General features: G+C 33.4%; 25 protein-coding genes and 2 tRNA genes. 19 read left to right on the top strand and 8 right to left on the bottom strand.

Going from position 1 to position 23,368, the window contains the following annotated elements:
* Positions 1–262: 262 nt before the first annotated feature.
* Positions 263–1,126, bottom strand: a complete 864-nt coding sequence (folD, locus tag VKJ25_RS02940) for a bifunctional methylenetetrahydrofolate dehydrogenase/methenyltetrahydrofolate cyclohydrolase FolD (protein WP_324235130.1) — start codon at positions 1,124–1,126, stop codon at positions 263–265.
* A gap of 664 nt (positions 1,127–1,790) precedes the next feature.
* On the opposite strand from folD, the gene VKJ25_RS02935 reads away from it, so the two are divergent.
* From VKJ25_RS02935 to VKJ25_RS02865, 15 genes are all read left to right on the top strand, one after another.
* Positions 1,791–2,288, top strand: coding sequence for a hypothetical protein (locus VKJ25_RS02935; protein ID WP_324235129.1), 498 nt, complete (start codon positions 1,791–1,793; stop codon positions 2,286–2,288).
* Entirely contained in the window at positions 2,285–2,731 is a 447-nt protein-coding gene (locus tag VKJ25_RS02930; RefSeq protein WP_324235128.1) for an NUDIX hydrolase, read from the top strand. The genes VKJ25_RS02935 and VKJ25_RS02930 overlap by 4 nt, the downstream gene beginning before the upstream one ends.
* Before the next feature lie 558 nt (positions 2,732–3,289).
* Positions 3,290–4,270: a tRNA 5-methoxyuridine(34)/uridine 5-oxyacetic acid(34) synthase CmoB gene (cmoB, locus tag VKJ25_RS02925; protein WP_324235127.1), complete on the top strand. Its 981-nt coding sequence runs from the start codon at positions 3,290–3,292 to the stop codon at positions 4,268–4,270.
* 221 nt (positions 4,271–4,491) lie between these two features.
* Complete coding sequence (locus VKJ25_RS02920; RefSeq protein WP_324235148.1) at positions 4,492–4,770, top strand: hypothetical protein; 279 nt, start codon at positions 4,492–4,494, stop codon at positions 4,768–4,770.
* Positions 4,771–5,543: 773 nt separating this feature from the next.
* The gene (locus tag VKJ25_RS02915; protein WP_324235126.1) at positions 5,544–6,425 is read left to right on the top strand and encodes an OmpA family protein; all 882 of its coding nucleotides are present in this window, start codon (positions 5,544–5,546) and stop codon (positions 6,423–6,425) included.
* Positions 6,426–7,470: 1,045 nt separating this feature from the next.
* Positions 7,471–7,908 (top strand): NUDIX hydrolase, encoded by a 438-nt coding sequence (locus VKJ25_RS02910; RefSeq protein ID WP_324235125.1) that lies wholly within the window; start codon positions 7,471–7,473, stop codon positions 7,906–7,908.
* 341 nt (positions 7,909–8,249) lie between these two features.
* Positions 8,250–8,672, top strand: coding sequence for a hypothetical protein (locus VKJ25_RS02905; RefSeq protein WP_324235124.1), 423 nt, complete (start codon positions 8,250–8,252; stop codon positions 8,670–8,672).
* 283 nt (positions 8,673–8,955) lie between these two features.
* Positions 8,956–9,306, top strand: coding sequence for a type III PLP-dependent enzyme domain-containing protein (locus VKJ25_RS02900; RefSeq protein WP_324235123.1), 351 nt, complete (start codon positions 8,956–8,958; stop codon positions 9,304–9,306).
* A complete protein-coding gene (locus tag VKJ25_RS02895) occupies positions 9,307–9,747 on the top strand; it encodes a hypothetical protein (RefSeq protein WP_324235122.1) in 441 nt (146 codons plus the stop codon).
* A 260-nt stretch (positions 9,748–10,007) separates the two neighbouring features.
* Positions 10,008–10,322, top strand: a complete 315-nt coding sequence (locus tag VKJ25_RS02890; RefSeq protein ID WP_324235121.1) for a hypothetical protein — start codon at positions 10,008–10,010, stop codon at positions 10,320–10,322.
* Positions 10,309–10,785, top strand: a complete 477-nt coding sequence (locus VKJ25_RS02885; RefSeq protein ID WP_324235120.1) for a toprim domain-containing protein — start codon at positions 10,309–10,311, stop codon at positions 10,783–10,785. Before VKJ25_RS02890 ends, VKJ25_RS02885 begins: the two co-directional genes overlap by 14 nt.
* An 897-nt stretch (positions 10,786–11,682) precedes the next feature.
* Complete coding sequence (locus tag VKJ25_RS02880) at positions 11,683–13,512, top strand: ABC transporter ATP-binding protein (RefSeq protein WP_324235119.1); 1,830 nt, start codon at positions 11,683–11,685, stop codon at positions 13,510–13,512.
* Positions 13,513–13,975: 463 nt separating this feature from the next.
* Positions 13,976–14,057: transfer RNA gene (locus VKJ25_RS02875), tRNA-Tyr, on the top strand.
* Positions 14,058–14,180: 123 nt separating this feature from the next.
* Positions 14,181–14,252: transfer RNA gene (locus tag VKJ25_RS02870), tRNA-Thr, on the top strand.
* A 247-nt stretch (positions 14,253–14,499) separates the two neighbouring features.
* On the top strand, positions 14,500–15,450 hold the full coding sequence (locus VKJ25_RS02865) for a transcriptional regulator (protein ID WP_324235118.1): 951 nt from the start codon (positions 14,500–14,502) through the stop codon (positions 15,448–15,450).
* 48 nt (positions 15,451–15,498) lie between these two features.
* Here VKJ25_RS02865 and VKJ25_RS02860 read toward each other — a convergent pair whose 3' ends face one another.
* On the bottom strand, positions 15,499–15,744 hold the full coding sequence (locus tag VKJ25_RS02860; RefSeq protein WP_324235117.1) for a DUF1049 domain-containing protein: 246 nt from the start codon (positions 15,742–15,744) through the stop codon (positions 15,499–15,501).
* A gap of 335 nt (positions 15,745–16,079) precedes the next feature.
* Here VKJ25_RS02860 and VKJ25_RS02855 point away from each other — a divergent pair, with 335 nt between their 5' ends.
* Positions 16,080–16,769 carry a phosphate ABC transporter permease gene (locus VKJ25_RS02855; protein WP_324235116.1) on the top strand — a complete coding sequence of 230 codons (690 nt, stop codon included), beginning with the start codon at positions 16,080–16,082 and terminating at the stop codon, positions 16,767–16,769.
* Between the two features lie 389 nt (positions 16,770–17,158).
* Here the strand turns inward: VKJ25_RS02855 and VKJ25_RS02850 are convergent, their stop codons facing one another.
* Positions 17,159–17,785 (bottom strand): precorrin-8X methylmutase, encoded by a 627-nt coding sequence (locus VKJ25_RS02850; RefSeq protein ID WP_324235115.1) that lies wholly within the window; start codon positions 17,783–17,785, stop codon positions 17,159–17,161.
* A 545-nt stretch (positions 17,786–18,330) separates the two neighbouring features.
* Between VKJ25_RS02850 and VKJ25_RS02845 the strand changes: the two genes are divergently transcribed.
* Positions 18,331–18,579 carry a fibronectin type III domain-containing protein gene (locus VKJ25_RS02845; RefSeq protein WP_324235114.1) on the top strand — a complete coding sequence of 83 codons (249 nt, stop codon included), beginning with the start codon at positions 18,331–18,333 and terminating at the stop codon, positions 18,577–18,579.
* Between the two features lie 40 nt (positions 18,580–18,619).
* Positions 18,620–18,850, top strand: a complete 231-nt coding sequence (locus VKJ25_RS02840; protein ID WP_324235113.1) for a hypothetical protein — start codon at positions 18,620–18,622, stop codon at positions 18,848–18,850.
* Positions 18,851–19,215: 365 nt separating this feature from the next.
* Here VKJ25_RS02840 and VKJ25_RS02835 read toward each other — a convergent pair whose 3' ends face one another.
* The 5 genes from VKJ25_RS02835 to VKJ25_RS02815 form a co-directional block, all read right to left on the bottom strand.
* Entirely contained in the window at positions 19,216–19,965 is a 750-nt protein-coding gene (locus VKJ25_RS02835) for a hypothetical protein (protein ID WP_324235112.1), read from the bottom strand.
* 47 nt (positions 19,966–20,012) lie between these two features.
* Positions 20,013–20,198, bottom strand: a complete 186-nt coding sequence (locus VKJ25_RS02830) for a hypothetical protein (protein WP_324235111.1) — start codon at positions 20,196–20,198, stop codon at positions 20,013–20,015.
* Positions 20,199–20,499: 301 nt separating this feature from the next.
* Positions 20,500–21,144 carry an ABC transporter ATP-binding protein gene (locus VKJ25_RS02825; RefSeq protein ID WP_324235110.1) on the bottom strand — a complete coding sequence of 215 codons (645 nt, stop codon included), beginning with the start codon at positions 21,142–21,144 and terminating at the stop codon, positions 20,500–20,502.
* A 180-nt stretch (positions 21,145–21,324) separates the two neighbouring features.
* Positions 21,325–21,615, bottom strand: a complete 291-nt coding sequence (locus VKJ25_RS02820) for a hypothetical protein (RefSeq protein ID WP_324235109.1) — start codon at positions 21,613–21,615, stop codon at positions 21,325–21,327.
* A gap of 3 nt (positions 21,616–21,618) precedes the next feature.
* On the bottom strand, positions 21,619–21,807 hold the full coding sequence (locus tag VKJ25_RS02815) for a type II toxin-antitoxin system antitoxin SocA domain-containing protein (RefSeq protein ID WP_324235108.1): 189 nt from the start codon (positions 21,805–21,807) through the stop codon (positions 21,619–21,621).
* Between the two features lie 668 nt (positions 21,808–22,475).
* Here VKJ25_RS02815 and psbA point away from each other — a divergent pair.
* On the top strand, positions 22,476–23,368 hold an 893-nt coding region (gene psbA / locus VKJ25_RS02810), incomplete at its 3' end, for a photosystem II q(b) protein (RefSeq protein ID WP_324235107.1).

The following is a 23,368-nucleotide window of genomic DNA, read 5'->3' as shown; positions in this document are numbered from 1 at the left end:
ATCCTAAATAGGATTTGCTGAAAAAAGTCTTTTTGTTAGGGCAGGTAGTAGGGAGTAGGGACTAAGCTAGAAAATCAGTTTCTTTGGGGGTAGGAGGTAGTCTTTTTATTAGGGTAGGTAGTGGGGAAAGTTAGAAACCCGGTTTCTTTGGGGGTGATATTAGTCAAAGAAAAGGTAAAAAATAATGCCTGGAGAATAACGTTGAAAGTAAAGTTTTACTCCAGGTTTGATTTTGTTTTTATCAAAATTAGTGTAAATCAGATTATTCCACCAAACTGCTCCAACGTTCTACAGTATTTTGTAATAACATTGCTACAGTCATCGGACCTATTCCGCCAGGTACAGGGGTGATATATTCTGCTATCTCTGCTACAGATTCAAATTCAACATCCCCTACTAATCGACTATTACCCGCTTCATCTGTAACTCGGTTAATTCCTACATCTATTACTACTGCTCCTGGTTTGACCATCTCAGCACTAATCATTTCTGGTCTACCTACCGCAGTTACGAGTATATCTGCATTTTTAGTTATGGCTGCCAAATTATGAGACCGAGAATGAGCGATAGTTACGGTACTATTGGCCTCCAATAACATTAATGCCATTGGTTTGCCTACTAAAATACTTCGCCCCAATACAACGGCCTGTTTTCCTTGTAATTCAATGTTGTATTCTTGTAGCAAGCGCATTACTCCTGCGGGAGTACAACTGCGTAAACCTTTTTCGCCACGGATCAGTTGTCCAAGGTTCATGGGATGGAGTCCATCTACATCTTTGCTAGGGTCAGTTTGGTAAAGTAATGAGGTAGAATCTAAATGTTTTGGCAGGGGTAGTTGTACCAGAATACCGTCTACTTGTCGGTTTTGGTTTAATTGTTGAATGACTTGGGTTAGTTCAGCTTGAGATGTTTGCTCTGGAAAATGTTTTCCGAAGGAGGTAATACCTACCTTGGTGCAAGCTTTTTCTTTGTTACGGACATAGACTGCACTCCCAGGGTTATCTCCAACCATTAATACTGCTAAACCAGGAGGGCGACCTATTCGATTTTGTAGAGATTGAATTTTTTGTTGGAGTTCTGCTTTGATTTTTTTGGCCAGTGCTTTACCATCTAATTTATTTGTCATTGTTATTTTCGGTTTTGATTTTTTAAAATTGGATTTTTTAGTCGGGTACATTACTAGGAAGCAAAATTTCTGGACTAGAGAGGTTTGAATGTTAGTATTGGTAAGTTATAAGCTGGTAATATGCTGTATATTATCAACAGAATAATAATATTATAATTATCAAGATATAAAAGTAGTTTTTGTGATGTTTTAAGTAAATAAAAATAATGTTTAATTTTTAGGGTTTAAGTTGAGTTTAGTCGGGTGGTTCTCAATGGGTGAAGAAAGCCAAAAATTGATCGCTTTTAGGGAACAGGGAAGATTTAACTGGGAATAGGTATGGAGAAAAAAAGTATTTTGACAAATAAATTAGATGCAGGAGTTTAATCTTGATATTGATATGATGTAATAATTGCTCATTCCTATAGTAAGAAATAGAAAATTATGATGTAAATAAGGAAAAAGTTTTGATGATGACTAGACCGCCCAAGAAAAAAGCTTTCGAGATGAATTATATTAAATAGGGAAGATTTAACTGGGAATAGGTATGGAGAAAAGAAGTATTTTGTATTTTGACAAATAAATTAGATGCAGGAATTTAATCTTGATATTGATATGATGTAATAATTGCTAATTCCTATAGTAAGAAATAGAAAATTATGATGTAAATAAGGAAAAAGTTTTGATGATGACTAGACCGCCCAAGAAAAAAGCTTTTGAGATGAATTATATCAAAATATTAGATAAATTTTCCTTCAGCTTTTCGTTGCTTAATTCTAGTTTATTAAATTCATCATTTGATAAATTTAGAACTATTTTGATTATGTTTTTGGTGATGGGAGTAATTAGTTGCAGTCAAATTGAACAAACTGCTATAAAATTGAATCTTAATGTCAGTCGAATTGAGAAAATTAAAAGCAAAGGTAAAATTGATAATCAAGTACATTTAAAAGGTACTGTAGAAAGTATTGCTCCGTTTATAGAAACAGGTGCTTATGAACTTAAAGATAATACCGGGAGTATTTGGATACTTACTAAAACAAATTTACCAAAAATAGGAACAGAAATTACAGTTAAAGGAAAAGTACATTATCAAAGTATTGTAGTTCCCGAAATGGGGAATCAAGATGTTGGAGATTTTTACATACAAGAATTAGAAAGAATAGAAAAATCAGAATTATGAATAACAATAATTTACCTCATGTGGCGATCGCTATTCTTTACCGACAAGGAAAATTTCTCTTACAATTACGAGATGATATTTCTGGTATTGCTCATCCTGGTAAATGGGCTTTTTTTGGGGGTCATATTGAACCAAGAGAAACACCAGAAGTGGCTATGAAACGAGAATTAATTGAAGAAATAAGTTATGCTCCTGATACAGTTTGGGAGTTTGGTGTTTACTATGATACTCATGTTGTTCGTCATGTATTTTATGCTCCTTTAACTGTAGAATTAAAAGATTTAGTTTTGGGAGAAGGTTGGGATATGGGGTTATTAACAACCGGAGAAATTAAGGCAGGTAAAGCTTATTCTGAAAATGCAGGAATGGAGCGATCGCTTGGTGAGTTTCATCAAAAAATTCTCTTAGATTTTATGAATAAATATGGTAATTTGATTGATTAAAATTTTAGAATAAATTGGGGTTTGGTGATTAAATATAAAACCATTGATATTGACAAATAAAAACGTAAGCATTCAGTCGTCAGCTATGAGTTATTAACATATTATCTTGGAAGAAGGAATTAGTAGTCAAGGAGAATTAAAAGTTATGAATGAAACATTTTTGTCAGCTAACCTTAGTCTTTGCTTGATTCTTTAAAAAGCTGTTAACGCAGTTCTTCCCCAGGAAGCTAGCTGAATGCTAATAGCTGAATGCTTATATATAAAAACTTCATATTTAATCACTAAATGCTTATGCAAAATTAATTATATATTCTACTCTAAATTTCTCATCTTATCCATAAATTATCAATTATATAAATTTCCCTAAATAAACCCGGTTTCTGCGTAAGTCCTAATAAAAAAAACTGGAACTCTTACCAAAAAATGAGGTATAAAGCCTCGCCTTATTCGGGGATGAAAAAATATTTAACTCAGTATTTCAAGCCTCTGACTGTTAGTCTAAACTCCAGTGATAACTGATAACTGATAACTGAAATTACCTGTTCCCTCTCTGAACTTATGTTTAACAAAAATATTGACTATATTTCCCCAGATTATTTATATAAATATAACATCCCCATCAACACAGAAGAAATATTAAAAATTCGTCAAGAAAGAAAAACAAAATTATTTGAACCTTCTACTCAAAAATATTACGAAGCAGTACAAACAATAACAGATATTCAAAGTGACTTTTTTGACTTTTCCAGTGCAGTCATCAAAGTTGGTCGCCCTGACGAACTTTCCACAGAGCAAAAACAAATATTTCACAACTCCTTGCAATTATTTTGCCCTTGGAAAAAAGGTCCTTTTGAACTATTTGGCATAACCATAGATGCAGAATGGCGTTCCGACTGGAAATGGGAACGCATTTTACCCCATATTAGTTCTCTGAAAAATCGTAAAGTTGCTGATATTGGTTGTCACAACGGTTATTTTATGTTTCGGATGGCAGAGCAACAACCAGAATTAGTCATCGGTTTTGAACCCTACACCAAACATTTCTGGAATTTTCAACTTATCCAAAATATTGTCAAACAAAAAATGCTAGTATTTGAACTTTTAGGAGTTGAACACATTCACTACTACCCCCAATTTTTTGACACCATTTTTTGCCTGGGTATTCTCTATCATCACACCGACCCTATTAGTTTATTACGCAAAATGCGAGAAGCATTAACACCTAAAGGTGAAATTATTATTGACTGTCAGGGTATTCCTGGAGATTTACCAGTGGCACTCACACCCCAAAAACGTTATGCTCAAGCGCGGGGTATTTGGTTTCTTCCTACTAAGTCTTGCTTGGAAAATTGGATAGGGAGAGCAGGGTTTAGCGATATCCATTGTTTTTTTGCCGAACCTTTGTCCATTCAAGAGCAACGACGCACTACTTGGGCAAATATTGATAGTTTACCAGAATTTCTTCATCCTCACGATCCCTCACTAACTATTGAAGGTTATCCTGCTCCTTGGCGTTATTATGTAATCGCCCATAAGTAGGATTTGCTGATGAAATATAAAAGCATTTAGATATAAAGGTTTTAGTCATTTTAGGTCGGGAAAAAGTACCTGATTTTGAGCTGCTTAATGCTCCTCAAGTTACTATTTTAGGCACATCGTTGGGCAAAAAAATTACTTTCCTGCTCCCCTACTCAAGCGCTCCCCTACTCCTAAAAAAAAGACTTAAGAAGCGCAAACCCTAACTACTCCCTACTCCCTAAATGACTATTGTTAATCTTTATTATTATTTTAAAATTCCAGAGGAATCTGTCACCAAACTATTAGAAAATACAGTAATAGGTAAATATATTTCGAGAAATTCTCGGTTAAAATCAATAGTAAAGTTTAGGAGAAATACAATGTCAGACCTCGACCGTGGAATAATGAAATTTAAGGGAGCAGATACCCCCAAAGCGATCAGTATTTCTGCCATTATTATTTTGGGTAGTATAGTCTTTCTTCTTTTTTGGGGACTTAGTACCGCTTATCAAGTTGGTTAGTTAATTAGGACTTACACGGGAGGAACCCGGTTTCTAGGATAAATCGTTGTTTTGAGCGGTAATAATCTACCCTCGTACCGGGTTTCTGGGTTCACATGGCTTTAGTCCTGTTAATACTAATCAAAATTTTCTAGAGGTGTTCCTGTGGAACGTCTCTAACTATAACTATTATTCGAGTAGACAACTGTAGGGACGCCCTTATGCAACGTCCCTACAAAATTTTGGTTGTGACGATGTGGTTCATCGATAAAATTTAAAATTAAAGTCTTATTAAGTAGGGGAACAAAATTAATTACAAATTTATGAGTGTTCCTGGATAAGTGTTGTACTATACAAAATTACTAATCTTCTCTTCTATTTCCTGAGCTAGAAAATTTAATTTGCACATTTGTTATTGAACTGCCCAAAAAAATCCTTAATTTTAAAGTTATTTAGGATATACTCTTCAATAAAAGTTATACCCTTTCACAAAAGTCAGAAGTTAGAAGTCAGATTTTATCTACTCAAAACTTTGACAAGACTAGGACTTACGCAAAATAACGTGTTTCTGTCATTGCGCGACTCGCAGCTTTGCGAAGCGCAAGCGACAGCGTTTTGGTTTGTGCAGCATTCCGGACCGAAAGCAATCTCAGATACCTAATACTCGTTCTCAATGCGTAAGTCCTGAAGACGATATTTTCAGGCAATTATTAGACATTTAAGCTCTGAAACTATTGGTAACATCTTTAAAGTGAATTGGTATTATAATATCTAAAATTTGGAGCTATATTGATATGAGTACAGAACAAGAAGAAGTAAATGACCAAGGTATTGTAAGTCCTGCCATCTTAGCAGGTTTGACGGGCTTTATGGTAATTTGTGCTTGGGCTTTTGCTAGTCCTAATGCTTTTAAACGTCCTACTATTGAAGTTCAATTAAGTGAAAATGCAGATTCTCAAGCAGAGGACATTATAACAGAAACAATAGATACTGAGACAACTACAATTACCACTGACCCAGAATCTTCAACTACAATTATAGAAACAGAAGATACTGAGATAACTGCAACTACTACAGAACCAGCAACTGGGGAAACAACGGATACAACAACTACCACAGAACCAGCAACTGGGGAAACAACAGATACAACAACTGCTACAGAACCAGCAACTGGGGAAACAGTGGATGCAGGAACTACCACAGAACTAGCAACTGGGGAAACAGTGGATGCAGGAACTAATACTGAAACTAATACTGAAACTCTAGAACCTGAGACTCCTGTTGCTAGAACAGATACAACGACAACATCTGAGTCACAAGAAAAAGATTTGACTACAGCCAAAACTTTAGGTCAAATCAAATTTGGTATCAACGAAGTTGACTTATCTCCTGCAGCAGAACAAACTATAAAGAACTTCATCTCAGAAATCAAGGAATACGATCCTAATCAAGTTGCTATTAGAGTTGAAGGTCATACATCAAAAGTTGGTGATCCTCAGATAAATAACGAAATTTCTCAAGACCGAGCAAATGCTGTGGTTAAATATTTAAGAGAACAGAATATACCATATCAGGTTGTTGGCGAAGGAAAGGGTTATTCTCAACCAGTCCCTGGTAGCGATCCCACTGCTGATGTCAACCAGCGCACAGAGATTATTTTGACACCTGCTAATTAGAGTCTGGGAAGTTTGGGAACCAAGAAACTTCCAAACAGTCAATTCAAAACTTCCCCCTCTCTAAGGCTGTTTTCACTTATTCACCAAACCTTACAGCGGTTTTGATTTGGGTAGACCAAAGTAGGGACGTTGCATGCAACGTCTCTACAAGATTATCATTATAGTTGTTGGGAATTAAGCCTAAGAAAATGGCTAAAACCCTGACAAATAAAGGTTTATAGTGTTTTTTTAACCTAAAATCTTGAAAGCTTTATATATAGGACTTACCCATGGACGCTATCCGTAGGGCGCGTTTTGCGTTCCGCAAAGCTCCCCTTTATATGTCGGCTCAAGCGCCGAAACGCTACGCGACATGGAAAGCGGAGCATTCCCTATACGAAAAAGCGTATCTCGTAACTGAGCCATACTCTATATATAGTGCCTCCCGTGTAAGTCCTAGTAATTGAGCATTTTAAATTTTTATTTCCAAACCACTCTATTTTTTAATAGCGGATTCCGCTCGCGGGCAAAATTACACTAAAGACATTTAATTAATAGGACTTACATAGTGACGCTACATATAGCGCTTCAAACTATGGCGCTATAGTTTTTTAACTCTATAGATAGTACCTTTGCGTAAGTCTTGATTAATTCTGAATATCTATACTTTATTTACCTCGAATCTTCTGTATGTGGTTCATTAACCTGAAAAATGCTGTAATTAATTTTGTAATTTCCCGATAAATAAAATTAACAGGATTTACCCATGAGCAACAAGTTTTAGGCATTTGAGATTGCTTTCGGTCTGGAATGCTCCGCAAATGCTGTCGCTGGCGCTCCGAGTCGCGGAACGACAAAATTTCCTGGCTTTGCGTAAGTCCTGATTAATATTAATTATTGTCAGTATTTCAACCCTCTGGATGAAATCAGAGATATTCAGGACTTACGCAGCGACCCTAGATATAGTGCTTAAAACCCCATGCGCAATAGTTAAAAAAACTCTATATATAATATCTTTGCGTAAGTCCTAATACTGATAACTTATAACTGATAACTAATAACTGAAATGAGTCGCAAAAAACCTTTTTCTCCAGAAGAATTTCAATATTTATATTCTCGTGTTCCTAGACTGGTTGTAGAAGTAGTTGTAAAAACTGAAATGGGTGTCGTTTTAACCCTCAGAAAAGATGCCTCTTGGAATAATCTTTGGCATATTCCTGGAGGTACAGTTTTTTATCAAGAATATACTGAAGATGCTATTCAGAGAATTGCTAAAGAAGAGTTGAATATTTCGGTTACAAAACAAGAGTTTTTAGGATATTTGGAATATCCTAGTGAAGTTAAACAACGAGGTTTTGGTTGGTCGGTGGGATTGGTGTTTTTATGTACTCCAAATTCTCCTCTTCCTTCAGAAAATGAAGAGGGAGAAAAAATTCAATTTTTTGATTATATTCCTGACAATATTGTTGAAGAACACAAGAAAATATTGAATCAGGTTTTATAACCTTTGTAGCACAAGAAAAATGCTTTTCATAACTTTAATATTGTTAATTTGTACAAAGTAAATCAGCAAGCCCTAATTAATCTTAGACAAGGAAAATATTATTGAAACTGTTCCCAGTTAATTGTTCCCTATTCCCTGCTATATGAATCAGATAAATGATGAAGAATTAAAGTTAATTATTTCAGAGATTGAAAGATTATCTTCCTACAAAAATTCCCAGGATTACCGCCAACAATTAATCTAAATTATCACCGAATTAAATTTGCCTTTTGAATTGTTAGATGAGGCTATTTTAGCAGTATAAAATCAGAAAAAATTAGCCATAATAAAGAAAAATAATTATGCTTGTTTCTACTTTTATTAGTGTTTTGGTAGTTGCTGGTATTTTCTATTCGGTATTTAGTTGGCAAAAGTATCAACAAGCTTTGGCTAAAATGATGGCTATTGATAGTAGAATTACTTTGGAAGAAGACAATAAACATAATTTAGAAATTATTAATCGTGACGGTTCACCAAGATTACATTTTCGAGTAACTTTTAAAGATACTCCGGTTGGTAAACCTTTATCTTTAGGTTGTGATTGGATTAATCCTCAAGGAGAAATTATCCATCAAAATCGTTATCAAACTCGGACTGTAGAAAAAGAAATTTGGCATAGTCGTTGTCGTTATCGTATAGGTAATAGTTCAATTCCTGGTACTTGGAAAGTTGAAATTTTTTCTGGCGATCGCCTCTTAAGAGAACAGACTTTTCAAGTAGAATAAAGTTCAACAATTAATAATTAATAATTAATAATGAAATTTTTCTCGCGCTGGCAAAATGTCGGCACTACAAAGATTTATCATTAATATTTGTACCTCATAAATAATTAATAATGAATAATTAATAATGAAATTTTTCTCGTGCTGGCAAAATGTGGGCACTACAAAGATTTATCATTAATATTTGTACCTCATAAATTCGGAAAATGCTGTGTTTTTTTGCCGAGCCTTCCGCAGGAAATTCTATTAGGATAAATTCATTAAATCTAGATAAGTCTTATTAATTATGAACAATCAAATTCTCAATCAAACCACCAGTAATCATAGTAAAATAAATCCTCCTTTTAGCTTAGATTTAGCTCAAGAATTACTCAGTTTTTATGGTTCTCCTTTGTATGTTTATAAGAAAAATATTTTAGCTCAAACAATTGCTAAAATTACTCAATCTATAAGCTATTCTCTTGCAGAATTTAAGTTTGCTTTAGTGACTAATGGTAATATTAATTTACTGAAAATATTTAAAGATTATGGTTGGGGAATTCATGCTAATACTCCTGGGGATATTTATTTAGGTTTAAAAGCTGGATTTGAACCTAAACAGATTGTTTATAGTGGCAGTAATCTAAATCAAGAATAAATGCGACAAGTTTTAATTTGGGGTCTGAAAACCTTGAATTTAGATAGTATTTCTCAACTAGAATTATGTTGTCAAATTTATCAGGAATTAGCAGAAAAAATAACTCCTCCTGCATTAGGTTTACGATTAAATTTACCAGAATTAACTGGAGAAAGTCGTATCGGAGTTAATCCCCAAGAATTTCCTCTAGCAATTGAGTTAACTAAACAATATGGTTTAAAGTTAACAGGTTTGCATTTTTATCGAGGAACGGGTACTAATGCAACTCAAGCTTTTACTCAAGTTATTAATCAATTATTAGAAATTGGTAAACAATTACCAGACTGGAAATATTTAGATTTTGGTGGAGGTTTTGGTTATCCTTATCAACACAATAAAGTTGCTTTTGACTGGCAAAAATTTGGAGAACAATTAACGGCAGCTTTAGATAAAATAAATTAGAATCTAAAATTAAACTAATTATTGAACCAGGTAGAGCAACGAGTACTGAATGTGGCAAACTTTTAACGAAAGTAGTTTCTGTTAGGTTATTTTATGATTTTGATAATAGGTATAATTATCGATCATTTGGGTTTTATTTTAATTACTGAATCAACGGAACAATATAGATTTATTCTTCCTAACTTGTTACTGAATACGTTATACATTATAGATAAAAAAACGATAATAAAGCCCTTTATAAATGTGGTTTATAATTAACTTTGATTGGAAGTATCATTTTAACTTTGGAGGGAGCGATCGCATTATTTTTACTAAATATATTTTGGGCATTTGTTTGCACAACTATATTAGGAATAATATCTATTTCTTTTGGTGGAATTAGACTTTTAAATAAGGAACCAGTGGTTCAAGAATTTTTAGTTAAAGAATCTAAATTAAGAGAATGGCAATGTCAATGGAAATCTGTTAATGGTACACCAGAAAAATTATTACCGCCTCTGACATCAAATCAAAATTTAATCCTTGATTTTGAGTTAAATAATTATAGTTTTGACTGCTTAGTTGTCTGTCAATAAAGATGAAATTGCTTATTTTATGATTGCCAATAATTTTCACCTCGAAAATAACTGCGCCATTCTTAGTATTACTGGTTATCCTGAAAACACCTTTCCAACAATTTTAGATATGGCTAAACAAAACTCTAATTTAAAAGTTTATACTTTACATAATTATAGTTATGTAGGAATGAACTTAGTATACAACCTTAAAACTCAACCTAATTGGTTTTTAAATCATCAAGTACAAATTTATGATTTAGGGTTATCCTATCAGCAACCTATGAACATGGAGAATCTTTTTATCAGAAAAGATAGTGATTCTCAAAAGAGAGAATTACTTTTTGAAGTGCGTCAATATTTATCATCATTAGCAGTTGAATGGTTAGAAAATGGATATTATCTAGAATTAGAATCTTTTAGTCTAAAGTTTTTATTAAGATTAGTTAAACAAGGAATTAATCAAACAATTAAAACTCCATGAAATCAAGAATAATCATCATAAACTTGGCAAAAATATAGACTAGATTATGGTGTTGACACTAAAACTATAATTGTTTTGAATGATGATAGTTTCGGTTAAACTTTATGTCAGCATTTACTGCGGAATGCTGCGCAAACAGTTATTAGTAATTATTCATTACTTCTGAGCTTTAGGAAGGAAACTTCTATAGTAACTTTTTATTCTTTCTCAATTTCAAGGATTGCTTTTACTTGATCCAAAATTAATAGTTGATAGCTAAGAGCTAATAGCTAAATGCTGATTTATTTTTGATTAACTTTTAACCAGATTTATAAACTAACCAATAACCATAATTTCCAACCATAACGCCCCCAAACATCTCCTTGATAATTCAACCATTCTTTAATCAATTCTTGGTTAAAATAATCAGCAATTTTTGCTTTTCTAGAAAGTAATAATCTTCTAGCTTTATTTCGCTAATAACGATTGCTAGTATTCAAGTGAATATTAGATTAATTAACGCAAACTCTAATTAGTTTTAAGATTAATTAGCTTTGCATATAAAATTACTACAAACTATTCAATAATTAATAATTATCTCTTGATAAGAAGAGGTACTGATAACTGATAACTGAAATGATCGTTTTTTTTCCACAAATCATTTAAGATTTCTATATACAGGACTTACACAGGTGAACCCAGAAACCCGGTTTCTCCTAGAAACCGGGTTTCTTTGGGTAAGTCCTAATTTATAGTTGTAACTCAGCATAAAGTTACTTTCGCGATCGCAACTCCTCAACTATAACGATCTACTTTTATCATCTAAAATCTAAACCGGGAAATTTTCACCTTTGCACTACAATAGTAATATTTTTGTATTAATATAAATAGCCGTAGTTCTAAAAATGAAATAGAATTATGGCCACCTTCCGGGACATCATTAAATATTACCAGGCATATCTGCCACTGTCCATCTTCACCATTACAGCATCAAGCGTCCTAGAATTAACAGACCTCATAGTTCCTTATGCCATCGGCCAAATTTTGAATGTACTCTCAGGACGTTCGACAGACTGGCCAATGGAAAAATTAATTGGGACAATTTCCAACTTAACTGGACTACCCACTAATCAACAATTATCCTTATCAGTGCCATTAGGACTAATATTTTTAGTCACCATCACCAAAGGTCCAAGTATAGCTTGGCTAGGCCACTGGTATCATTGGTTTGTCCCCCTCAAAGCACGTCGAGACCATTCCCAAAAGGCCGTCCAAAAAATTCTTACCCTACCTCTAGAATTTTACGACGAAAATAATCCAGGACGTATTGCCAATCGTATTTCTAAAGGAGTCTTAAACCACACCTGGACTTACCCAGAAATTGCAGGTATTTTGATCCCCAAATTAGTGCGAGTATTCGGCATTTTTATTGTCATATTTTTAATAGAAACACCAATTGCTCTTTTATTCCTTAGTTCATTTATTTTTATCCTGACTTTTACTATCAAAACCCTGCAAAATATTGCCAAAAAAGAAATAGCTTTTGATAAATATGACGAAAACACAGAAAGTCGCAACTCAGAAATTATTACTAATATAAAAACGGTCAAAGCATTTGCCACAGAAACTCAAGAATTGGAAAGACAAACTACTAGAATTAACCGTTCCCTAAAAATTATTATCGGTAAAATTCATAAAAGCTATGTTTGGCTATCAATGTATCAGACAAGTATTGTTGAATTTTGCCTATTTTTTATTCTTGGTTTGACATTATTTGCCACATTATCTGGTGAAATTTCTCTAGGATATTTTGTGACTATATACACTTTAGCAAGTATGGCTTATGCAGAGATTACTCCTATTAGTCAACTAACTGAAGAATTTGTCCGTCGCTATGCTTCGATGATTCGTTTCCATGAATTTATGCAGTTACCAATAGGTGATGATGCTGCTAATTTAACAAAAGTAACTACTAAATCGCCAAATATTAATTCCTATAAATTCACAGGCAAAATAGAGTTTGAAAAATTGACATTTGGTTACAATCCAGAAAAACCAGTTTTAAAAAATATCAACCTCTTAATTACACCTTGTCAGACTATTGCTTTAGTCGGAAAATCTGGGTCAGGAAAATCAACTTTAGTCAAATTATTATTCAGATATTTTTCACCAGACCAAGGCAGAATTTTAATAGATGGAGAAGATATTAATAGTCTGGATATTACAGGTTATCGACGTCGTTTAGCAATTGTTCATCAAGAAGTAGATATATTCAATGGTACCTTATTAAGCAACCTAACTTACGGTAATCTTCAAGCAAATTTTGAGCAAGTAAAAGAAGCTTGTAAAATTGCTAAAGCCGATGAATTTATTCAACAAATGCCTCAAAATTATTATACAATTGTTGGAGAAAGAGGAGTGCGATTATCCGGCGGTCAACGACAACGAATCGGAATAGCTAGAGCTTTATTAGTAGATCCAGATGTACTAATTTTTGATGAAGCAACTTCTAGTTTAGACTATGAAAGTGAGCGTTCTATTCAGTTAGCAATGCACAATATTTTTGGGACTCGCACCACAATTATTATTGCCCACAGACTCAGTACAGTCCGAGAGGCCGATAAAATTGTCGTACTTGACCAAGGGAAAATTGTGGAACTCGGTAGCCATGAAGAGTTATTAGGCCAAAAGGGTATTTATCAACGACTACATTCATTGCAAGAAACTAATAGCAAGATGATAGGTTGAACCTCGTCAGAACTTATCCAGAAACCGGGTGTTCCAAGGAAATTTCCTCATTTGAAAAACCATAATCAGGGTTTGCTGATTAAATATCAAAGCATTGACAGGTAAAGGTTTTAAACCTTTTTGGTACTAATAAAGTATCAGCTTTTAGGTAATTTCGATACGGTACGGTTCCCGAAAAATCGGTGAAAAATCAAAAATCTAGGATTTTGGGCAAGATAGGGAAGAAAATCACTCTGATGATTATTCTGTAGGGAAGTTCCATGGAACTTCCCTACTCTTCTATAGCTCTCATTCCTCCTGGATTTCTGGATGGCTGGATGGCTGGATTCTGGATCCTCCCCGCTACTAAAAGACTTTTTCAGTAAACCCTAATCATGGCCATCAACCCGGGTTCTAAATTTTTTTTCACAAAACTATTGCCAAAAATATTTATTGTGTTACTATATATAAATGTGAGTAGCAAGGGTCGATGCCCGAGTGGTTAATGGGGGCGGACTGTAAATCCGCTGGCTACGCCTACGCTGGTTCAAATCCAGCTCGGCCCACTCACTAAAATTCAAAGGATTGGAAAATATAGTTATTCTGAATCAGAATGAGAAATTTTTTTAGCTGAAACTCTTTGATAGTAATAAATTATTGTCTTAGTCTAAACCAGAATGACTATAAATGCCCGTGTGGCTCAGTGGTAGAGCACACCCTTGGTAAGGGTGAGGTCACGAGTTCAATCCTCGTCACGGGCTTCCCGAAGAGTAAATAAATTGAAAAAAAGGATTCTTTTTCTAGCTTGATTATGTTCTCTCTTAACATCTAATCAAGATTGCTAAAGCATTTCCTAAAATACTTAAGAATAAATTAAAATAAGCTTTACTGTCAAAAATTTTTTTAGTAAAACATTATAATTAGCATTTTTATAACGTAGATATTAGTATAAGCTGGAAAATAGCGTATATCTTATTAATTAGTTAAATATTTTTTAGGGAAGGTGGTATGACACCTACAAAGCTGTCAGATTCAGAAAAATTAGAAATTATTGAACTGTATCAAACTACAGAAGAGAATACTATTACTTTAGCAGACCGCTATGGAGTCAGTAGTTCTACAATTAGACGGTTATTACAAAGTAGCATACCAGAAGATAAGTATAAAGAGCTAGTTCAACAAAAGCAAAAACGTCCATCTCGTTCCCAAAAAAAAAATAATAATAATATAATAAATGACGATACTAAAGATTTAGATGAACCAGTAGTTAGAGAAAGTTTAGAAGCAGAAAAATCAGACAATAAAGAAGTTGAAACAGATGGGGTTGTCAAAAGACGACGCCGACGTTCTTCTGCATTTAATAATGATGAGACAGAGCAACAGCAACCCACAGAACTTGCTGAGTTATCTTTAGCTCCTCAAAATCATCAGAAATCAAATGATGAATTAGAAAATAATTACTCGCAGACTGAAGAGATAGAAGAGATTTTAGCAGTAGATTTAGAGGAGCAACCTCAAAATTTAGATGAGTTTGAAAATGATGATTTAGAAGATTTTGAGGAAGAGTTCGATGATGAAGATAATTTCGATGGAGAGGAAGATATAGACAACTCTTATGATTTATCTATATACAATAATTTTAGCCAGTCTGAAATTAAAATTCACACTCTCACTGCGTCGGTTTTGCCAAAAACTTGTTACTTAGTAGTAGATAAGTTTACAGAATTAGTTACTAAACCTTTAATAGCTTTTGGAGAATTAGGACAAATACCTGCGGAAGAGTCTCAGGAAATAACTTTACCAGTTTTTGATAATCACCGAGTAGCTCACAGATTTTCTACCCATAATCAAAAGGTACTGAAAGTTCCTGATGGTAGAATTTTACAGAAAACTACAGTTTATTTGCAAGCGAAAGGAATTACTCGACTACTTATTGATGGTCAGGTGTACAAATTATAATTATAAATGATTATGACTTTACTCAGAGATATTCTGTCTTTGAGTAAATTAAAAATCTTCTTGATTATCTTTCATATCTTTCAAATAAAAAAGAGGTGGCATAACTAGAGAACTAATTATAATGCCAATACTCACACTGAAAGATAAGATAATTCCTATAGGAATATTTATCGACTGAAAACCAATAAATTTTAAAGATACTGGGGTAGCATTCTGAATTGAAAGAATGGCAATACTACTTACCCAAAGTGCTATAATCAAACTAATTATAATTGGCGGTATGAATTTTTGCATTAATTTTGCATAATAATATTTAACTAACAATTATAACAATATGAATAACTACAAAAATCAAAATGACGGCAAGTAAATAATACAGCACTTTCCGTTGTTAAAAGTAGATGTTGATCGCAAATGCTGAAAAATAGCTACTCCAATTAATTTTAGACAGTTATTTCTATCATTTATTCATTTTTGTTATTATAATATCCATTGGTATCATTTGTGTAAAATCAGGGGAAATATCTACCTTACTTATGTAAGGTTTTTCCTTCTTTTGCAACTTCTCTAAAACTCCCTACTCTTTGCCTTACTTATAAATCAATTAACCTCAAATTTTAAACTAATAAATGCTAGTTCCTTTAACTCGTAAAACGTTTGAAGAATTAATTCCAATTGTAGCTACAGCAAATCAATATAATTATTATTGGGGCAAATTATCTGATGTTTTGAAACGAGCTTTAATTTCTGCTATTTCAGTCCTCGCACTTATTTTAATTAACGTATTTATTCACGATGATGGAGATCCTTTATTTTTACCCATTGGTATTGCCGCAGGTCTTTATTGGTTTTGGGGACCTGTTTTATTAGCTAGTTTTCGTAATGCAGAATTTAGACGCTATCCATATAGTGGTTTATGGCAAGGAAAAGTTTTTGATGTATATCTTACTGAAGAAGTAGTTGGTCAAGAAGAAAAAGTTAATAAAAAAGGAGAGTTAATAATAGTAGAAAATTTAGAACAACGAATCAATTTAGAATTGGGAGATAAAACAGGATTTACAGTTGAAATGCAAGCTCCTTTACGTCGTCATCATCAAGGTATTTCTAGAGGTCAAGTTGCTGTAATGTTAGTAATGTCTTATCAGCAAAATTTAGAAACAATTGCTAAATATTCAGATGTTTATCTTCCTACGGCAAATTTATGGGTTAGTGATTATCCATATCTTAGAAGAGATGCGTTTATTGATGTTATTAATCAAGTCCGTTCATCTCGTAAAAGTAATAAACAACAGCAAACATCTAATAGTTCTTTTGAGTAGTTAAACACTTTGGAGAAATGAAGGCAGAAAGCAGAAGGCAGAAGGGAATATTGGTTGAAAGGGAAAAGGTTTTTTATAACTGAATCTGGATATGATATAATCTAAAATTTGAGTAAATAATATGATACGGCAAGTAAGCATTTAACTCTTAGCATAATAACTGTACAAAAATCAAGAGATAATTCTTTCGACTATCTTTATTACTCATCTATTAGCAATATACTTATATTAACTTGTTTTTATATTTTTTATATTATGCTTGAAACCATGTTTTTTACTGAGTCGTGAGCAAGATGCTTTTACTAATTTTCTCCATACTTCCCAACCTCCTCACAGTCTACTTTTTTTCCAAAAACCCTAATTATCAATTATCCATTATCAATTATCCATTAATTACCTTGTTCTTGTTGTCCATAAGCTTGCCAGGCCAAATCTACTAAACCATTAACAATAGCAACTGCGACAACAGCACTACCCTTACGGCCATCAATTCTAATGTGGGGAACCATTGAATCATTTAAACGTGACTTAGCTACATCCACCCCGACAAAACCAGAAGGAGTCCCAACAACCAAAGCTGGCCTAATTTCTTCCGCTTCAATTAAATCAACAATTGTAGAGAGAGCAGTCTGAGCTTCACCAATCACAAAAATTCCTTCTGGATAACGTTTAGCCAAAGTTTCAAGTCCCCAAGCAGCAGTAGTTTTTTCCTTCTGGGGCCTAGTTATAGCATCCATCGAACAGTAAACAGGGTTAGCGAAAGTATTTTGAATAACTGGTGTAATACCCACCTGTACCATTGGCACATCGACTACAATAGTTGTACGAGCAGCTAAAGCAGCAGCTCCAGACTGTAAAGCGTGTTCAGAAAAACTAATTAGAGACTTATATTGAAAGTCTGCCGTAGCATATATTACCCGCCGAACTATTTCATACTCAGCAGGAGATAAGGCATGAAGACCAATTTCCCTATCAATAATTCCTAAGCTTTGAGCATCTGTGATGTGCCATTCCATATTAAATTATTCCCCTGTCTTCAGTTATCAGTTATCAGTGGTTAGTTGCCAGTTTTCAGTTTTTGGCTCTTAAGTACCTCTATCAGTTATCAGTTATCAGTTATTAGTAGCTTTGGCGAAAGCATTGGGTTGAAAATACTGAAGTTGATTTTCTTGATTCTTTTAAAATACTATGCTTTATCAACATCTTTATTTAAAATAAAACTTGACAAAATAGAAAAGTTATGTATTAGCCTTGAAAAGGTTTTCTCAGGAGAAAAATGTAATGTATTGAAAAAATACATTTTTTTCAGGACTTACGCAACGACCTTGGATATAGTGCTGAAAACCCCATACGCAATAGTTTTTTAACTCTATATATAGTACCTTGGCGTAAGTCCTGTTTTTGATAATTTAAGTAGTTTTGCCAGGCTACTATAACTCTTTACTGCCTTCTCCCCTGCTCCCCACAATATTTTAGGAGTTCTTTAATAAGATACAGCTAAAAAGGAGTCTATTAACCTTACTTTTTGGTCAACTATACTTGACTTCAACTAATAATAGAAATGGTCAACCGTCCTCAATTTTTACTTACTTCTGCTTTAGTTAGTGGTCAGTTAATTACTAATAATTCAATACTAAAATCAAAAGCAAACCAATCATCTACACCAGAGATTATTACTTCAGACAAGATACGTCCAAGTTCCCTACGGAGTTGCTTTGCTAGTGGGGATATTTCTGGTTTAGGAAAGGTGGTCATTTGGAGTCGGAGCGATCGCCCAACTCGAATGATAGTGGAATATGCCATATCATGAATCTTCCTAAAATGCCCCAAAAATTATTGGACTTGCTGCTTTGGAGACTAACGATTTTACTGCTAAGGTCAACCTTTCTATTCTACCCACTTCTGAACAAATATTTTATCGTGTAAGTTTCCAAGATTTATCAGATACTAAAATTTATAGTGTTCCAATCTGGGAATTTGTGAGTGGACTGTTAAATTCTGAAACTTTTGGTCTGGTGGTGAAGTATCAAAGTGTTAAGGTTGAGGATAAGGCGAGCAATTTTTCTCCAAGCAAGGGTTGACAATTTTTTGGTACGGTGAAAATTGATCGTAGTACAGAGGTAATGAATGTGACGTTGAGAAATATTGAGGGAAAAGTAGTTTATGAGGTTGACTGATTTGCCGGAAGAAAACGGTTAAAAGTTTGCATGAGTTGACTGTTGAAGAACTAAAAATTATTGGAGAGTAGTAATATTAATTAGGGTTGGCTGAAAAAGTCTTTTTTAAGGAGTTGGGAGTGAAAGAGTAGGGAAGTATTTTTTTTTCTAACTCTTGCCAAAAATACTAATTTTTTGAGCATGAATAGTTGAAAATTAAATACTTTTTAAATCCCTAAAAAAACTCAAACCTTTATCTGTTAAATTATTTGATATTTAATCAGGAAGCCCTAAGTAATTAAGGTACTTTGTTCGACATTTATCATTCTTGCATAGAGAATTTGCTCATTAATTTCTAGATTATTAATTAAGCTCAAGGAAGTTACAATACCATCACCTATTAATTCTCCTTCTATCTCTCCATACTCGACCTGCAAAATAATATTATCTGCCCGTGAATCATTAGATACACTATCTGGATCTTGCCAAGTTCCTAAACCACTCATTTCTGTTGTTGCTTTCATAAAATTTAATGATTCGGACTTGAATCTAGGCAAAGTTAATGTTAATAACTCCTGTTCAATTCTAGTAAATTTAACATGATTACTTTCATCTCCAAATAGTAGTGCAAAAAGCATATCTTTAGCTAGAATCAGTAATTCATTTCCCTTTTCGCTCCTATATTTTTCTGTTATTAAGTCAGTTCCTTTTGCTGGAGAATTATTAATTAAATATCCAACTTCAATTAATTGATTGCGATCTATTTTGTCATACTTTTTGATAAAATCATTTAATTTTTCTCTGTCTAATGCCATGTTTTTTAGGCGTTCTATTCTTGAAAGTCGCTCTTGAGCTTTTTGCTCTTGAATAGCTTTAATATCTTTCTTTTTTATATAGAAAGAATCTAAAGTTAAACGTACAATTTGCTCTATCAACCATTCCTGATCTTGTTCTATTAAATAACTGCGTAATTTTTCCTCGAACTGAGGAGATAGTTCTTGATTAATGGAACTAACTATACTTTGAATATTTAGACTCATTTTTATCCTCCTTTTTTTATAATATAACATTTAAGATGTACATAATTTTAAGTTTCAACTAAAGATTTGTTTTTTTTGTTGGGCAGGTTTGACTGGTGTAGCAATGATTTTTCTGCCACGAGCAACTTGTTTTTTTCTAAATCTTCAACCATAGCGTGTAAGTTATAATTAAAAGATTTAGCATATTCTTGTCGGTATTTATAAATTTCTGCTAATACTTCATCATGCCACATATTTATTTAATCTCCTGTTAGCTCCAAAGGAGTACAAATAGTTGTTCAGCAATTAACAATTAAAAATTACCCCTTCTTTTAAGAAGGGGATTGAGTAAAAAGAAAATTTTTTATTTATCCCCTCAAAAGGGAGGCTTTCAATCTGAATTGTTGAATGAATAATTATTAACTATAAACTCTTGATGATTAATTATTAACTATTAATTATTAATTGTTTGGTAATAGCCAATTATACTTATACTGGTTTTGATATATACAGTTTCAGTCACAAATTTAGTACCCTAAAATCAGTTATCAGTTATTAATTATCAGTCCTAATTTCTGACTTCTCTAAATTACCTTTATCTAAAGTCCAACATTGATCAGCTATAGGTAAAAGGTCACTAGAATCATGGGTGACAACCAATAAACTCCAATGATTTTTTAGTTTAGCTAATAAATTTACCAATTGTTTCCTTATTGACCAATCTAATCCAGCAGTTGGTTCATCTAACATTAATAAATGAGGTTGTCTAATTAATTGTACTGCCAAAGCGAGACGACGTTGCTGACCACCACTTAATGCTTGGGGCGACGTATTTAATGGTAAGTGCTGAAGTGCTACTTCTTCCAAAGCAGAAGATATTTGTTCTGGTCTTAATTCTGGATGACCTAATCGTAATTCTTCTAGAATACTAGCACCACAAAAATGTCTTTCTGGAAATTGAAATACTAAACCACCCAATTGTTGTAAATGTTCAGAAGTTAATTGTTGCTCTCTCCAGTATATTTCTCCTTTGGAAAATTGAGCTAAACCAGCTAATATTTCTAATAATGTACTTTTGCCGGAACCACTACGACCAATAATTAAGCCCATCTGTTGAGGTGCTAGTTCCATATTAATATTGTTGAGGATAGGGGTGACACTAGCTGGTGGATGATAGTTTAGGTTTTTAATGTATAGCATTTATAATATTTTAACGGTAATTCAGAAGTAAATTCATCTTCTTAAATGGATAATTGATAATTAATTGTCAGAGATTTAAAGCCTCTCCTTTTCAATTAATAATTAGATATAGTCTGAGATATTATTAATTATTAATTATTCATTCCTTTTCTAGATTTTTGGGGTTTTTGTTCAACTACTTTAAAGAGCTAACTCCTCAATTAGCTTTTCTCTTTCTTTTGGCAAGTTAAGTTTAATTTTTTCTTGTTTATGAATATCTTTCACCACTACCATTGGAGCAGTTTCATAAACATAATCGAGTAATTGCTTAAGTTGATCTGAACCTGAACTTGCCCATTCTATCCTAATATTATCTAGCATTAACATTAGACTTCTAGGTAAGTTTAAGTCCTCTGTTTTTCCTGCTTCAGCGCCAAGTCTAATAAATTTTACCCGTCCTTCTAATTCTTGACAAATCTCTTTACCATTCATGGGCTATAGAACAGTATCTATATCTTCATGGCAAGGACCGTGTTTATAATAATACCAATCTAATTCAGTTAGTTGTTTTCCTGTCCACTTAACGGAGTAAATATCTGCAAGATATAAGAACTTAATTAACTGTATCTTTGTAATATGTCCTTTTGTCTCGTAAACAAAAAACTTAATTAGATTTTCTAGCATGGTTTTTTCATATATTATTTAGGGATTTAAAAAAAGCTTTAGATGAATGTATTTAATCTATTTAATCTATTTAATCTATTTATTATTTAATTATCCTTTATTTGGGTTAAATAGTCAACATTTATTTGATAGAGTGCTTGAAGATATTAATATTCAATAGTCTAGGTTTTTAGGTTGAAAAGTCTAATAGCATTTTCTATCTTAATTTAACTTTCAATTACTTATAGCAATCCTAAATAGGTTGTGACAAATTAAAAAGTAAATAAAAAAAAACGGAAACTTTTACACGAATCAAATAGGGTTGCTATATAGCCTTTTCAAATGATATCTAAACCTAGATTCAGTTTTTTTCTAATAAAAAAATCCTGTCTTGGGTAACCACCCTCAAGGTAAATAATGATACTAAATCGACTTACAGCAGTTTCCGCACTATTTGAAGTACAGTTATTTTTCTTGTTCCCTATTCCCTATTCCCTATTCCCTGTTCCCTCAAACAATACTGATCATTGAAATGCCTTCTACCTCCAAAGCATAAGTCTAACTTATTCAAAAATTCCAATAAACTTTTATGAAAACCCTTTACAAAACTAAATTAGATGATTAATATAGTAAACAAGGTAGCAAAAAAGCTGCCGAGAACCTTGAAAAATACATAGCAATCATAAATTATGACCACTACTTTACAACAGCGCCAAAGCGCTAACGTATGGGAAAGGTTCTGTGCTTGGGTAACTAGCACTAATAACCGTCTTTACATCGGCTGGTTCGGTGTATTAATGATCCCTACCCTCTTAACTGCTACTATCTGCTATATTATCGCTTTCGTAGCAGCACCTCCAGTAGATATTGATGGTATCCGTGAACCAGTAGCTGGTTCCTTACTATACGGTAACAACATCGTATCTGGTGCAGTAGTACCTTCCTCCAACGCGATTGGTCTTCACTTCTACCCAATCTGGGAAGCAGCTAGCTTAGACGAATGGTTATACAATGGCGGTCCATACCAGTTAGTAATTTTCCACTTCTTAATAGGTGTATTTTGCTACATGGGTCGTGAGTGGGAACTATCTTACCGTTTAGGTATGCGTCCTTGGATATGTGTAGCTTACTCTGCTCCAGTAGCAGCAGCAACAGCAGTATTCTTAATCTATCCAATCGGACAAGGTTCCTTCTCCGATGGTATGCCATTAGGAATATCTGGAACATTCAACTTCATGTTAGTGTTCCAAGCAGAGCACAATATCTTAATGCACCCATTCCACATGTTAGGTGTAGCAGGTGTATTCGGTGGTTCATTATTCAGTGCCATGCACGGAAGCTTAGTAACATCTTCCTTAGTACGTGAAACAACCGAGTCTGAATCTCAGAACTATGGTTACAAGTTCGGTCAAGAAGAAGAAACTTATAACATAGTAGCAGCTCACGGCTACTTCGGTCGTTTAATCTTCCAATATGCTTCCTTCAACAACAGCCGTTCCTTACACTTCTTCTTAGGAGCATGGCCAGTAGTAGGAATCTGGTTCACAGCATTAGGAATCAGTACAATGGCATTCAACTTGAA

It is taken from the genome of Okeania sp., from assembly GCF_035285525.1.
Lineage (GTDB): Bacteria > Cyanobacteriota > Cyanobacteriia > Cyanobacteriales > Microcoleaceae > Trichodesmium.
Note: the sequence above shows the minus strand (reverse complement) of the source record. Positions and strands in the feature narration are given on the sequence as shown.

Coding starts and splice junctions, on each gene's coding strand:
- folD (WP_324235130.1), bottom strand. CDS start 1,126: ATGACAAATAAATTAGATGGTAAAGCACTGGCCAAAAAAATCAAAGCA.
- VKJ25_RS02855 (WP_324235116.1), top strand. CDS start 16,080: ATGCTAGTTCCTTTAACTCGTAAAACGTTTGAAGAATTAATTCCAATT.
- VKJ25_RS02910 (WP_324235125.1), top strand. CDS start 7,471: ATGAGTCGCAAAAAACCTTTTTCTCCAGAAGAATTTCAATATTTATAT.
- VKJ25_RS02915 (WP_324235126.1), top strand. CDS start 5,544: ATGAGTACAGAACAAGAAGAAGTAAATGACCAAGGTATTGTAAGTCCT.
- VKJ25_RS02935 (WP_324235129.1), top strand. CDS start 1,791: ATGATGACTAGACCGCCCAAGAAAAAAGCTTTTGAGATGAATTATATC.
- cmoB (WP_324235127.1), top strand. CDS start 3,290: ATGTTTAACAAAAATATTGACTATATTTCCCCAGATTATTTATATAAA.
- VKJ25_RS02880 (WP_324235119.1), top strand. CDS start 11,683: ATGGCCACCTTCCGGGACATCATTAAATATTACCAGGCATATCTGCCA.
- VKJ25_RS02825 (WP_324235110.1), bottom strand. CDS start 21,144: ATGCTATACATTAAAAACCTAAACTATCATCCACCAGCTAGTGTCACC.
- VKJ25_RS02835 (WP_324235112.1), bottom strand. CDS start 19,965: ATGAGTCTAAATATTCAAAGTATAGTTAGTTCCATTAATCAAGAACTA.
- VKJ25_RS02920 (WP_324235148.1), top strand. CDS start 4,492: ATGACTATTGTTAATCTTTATTATTATTTTAAAATTCCAGAGGAATCT.
- VKJ25_RS02815 (WP_324235108.1), bottom strand. CDS start 21,807: ATGCTAGAAAATCTAATTAAGTTTTTTGTTTACGAGACAAAAGGACAT.
- VKJ25_RS02845 (WP_324235114.1), top strand. CDS start 18,331: ATGGTCAACCGTCCTCAATTTTTACTTACTTCTGCTTTAGTTAGTGGT.
- VKJ25_RS02850 (WP_324235115.1), bottom strand. CDS start 17,785: ATGGAATGGCACATCACAGATGCTCAAAGCTTAGGAATTATTGATAGG.
- VKJ25_RS02830 (WP_324235111.1), bottom strand. CDS start 20,198: ATGTGGCATGATGAAGTATTAGCAGAAATTTATAAATACCGACAAGAA.
- VKJ25_RS02860 (WP_324235117.1), bottom strand. CDS start 15,744: ATGCAAAAATTCATACCGCCAATTATAATTAGTTTGATTATAGCACTT.
- VKJ25_RS02865 (WP_324235118.1), top strand. CDS start 14,500: ATGACACCTACAAAGCTGTCAGATTCAGAAAAATTAGAAATTATTGAA.
- VKJ25_RS02905 (WP_324235124.1), top strand. CDS start 8,250: ATGCTTGTTTCTACTTTTATTAGTGTTTTGGTAGTTGCTGGTATTTTC.
- VKJ25_RS02895 (WP_324235122.1), top strand. CDS start 9,307: ATGCGACAAGTTTTAATTTGGGGTCTGAAAACCTTGAATTTAGATAGT.
- VKJ25_RS02820 (WP_324235109.1), bottom strand. CDS start 21,615: ATGAATGGTAAAGAGATTTGTCAAGAATTAGAAGGACGGGTAAAATTT.
- VKJ25_RS02900 (WP_324235123.1), top strand. CDS start 8,956: ATGAACAATCAAATTCTCAATCAAACCACCAGTAATCATAGTAAAATA.
- VKJ25_RS02930 (WP_324235128.1), top strand. CDS start 2,285: ATGAATAACAATAATTTACCTCATGTGGCGATCGCTATTCTTTACCGA.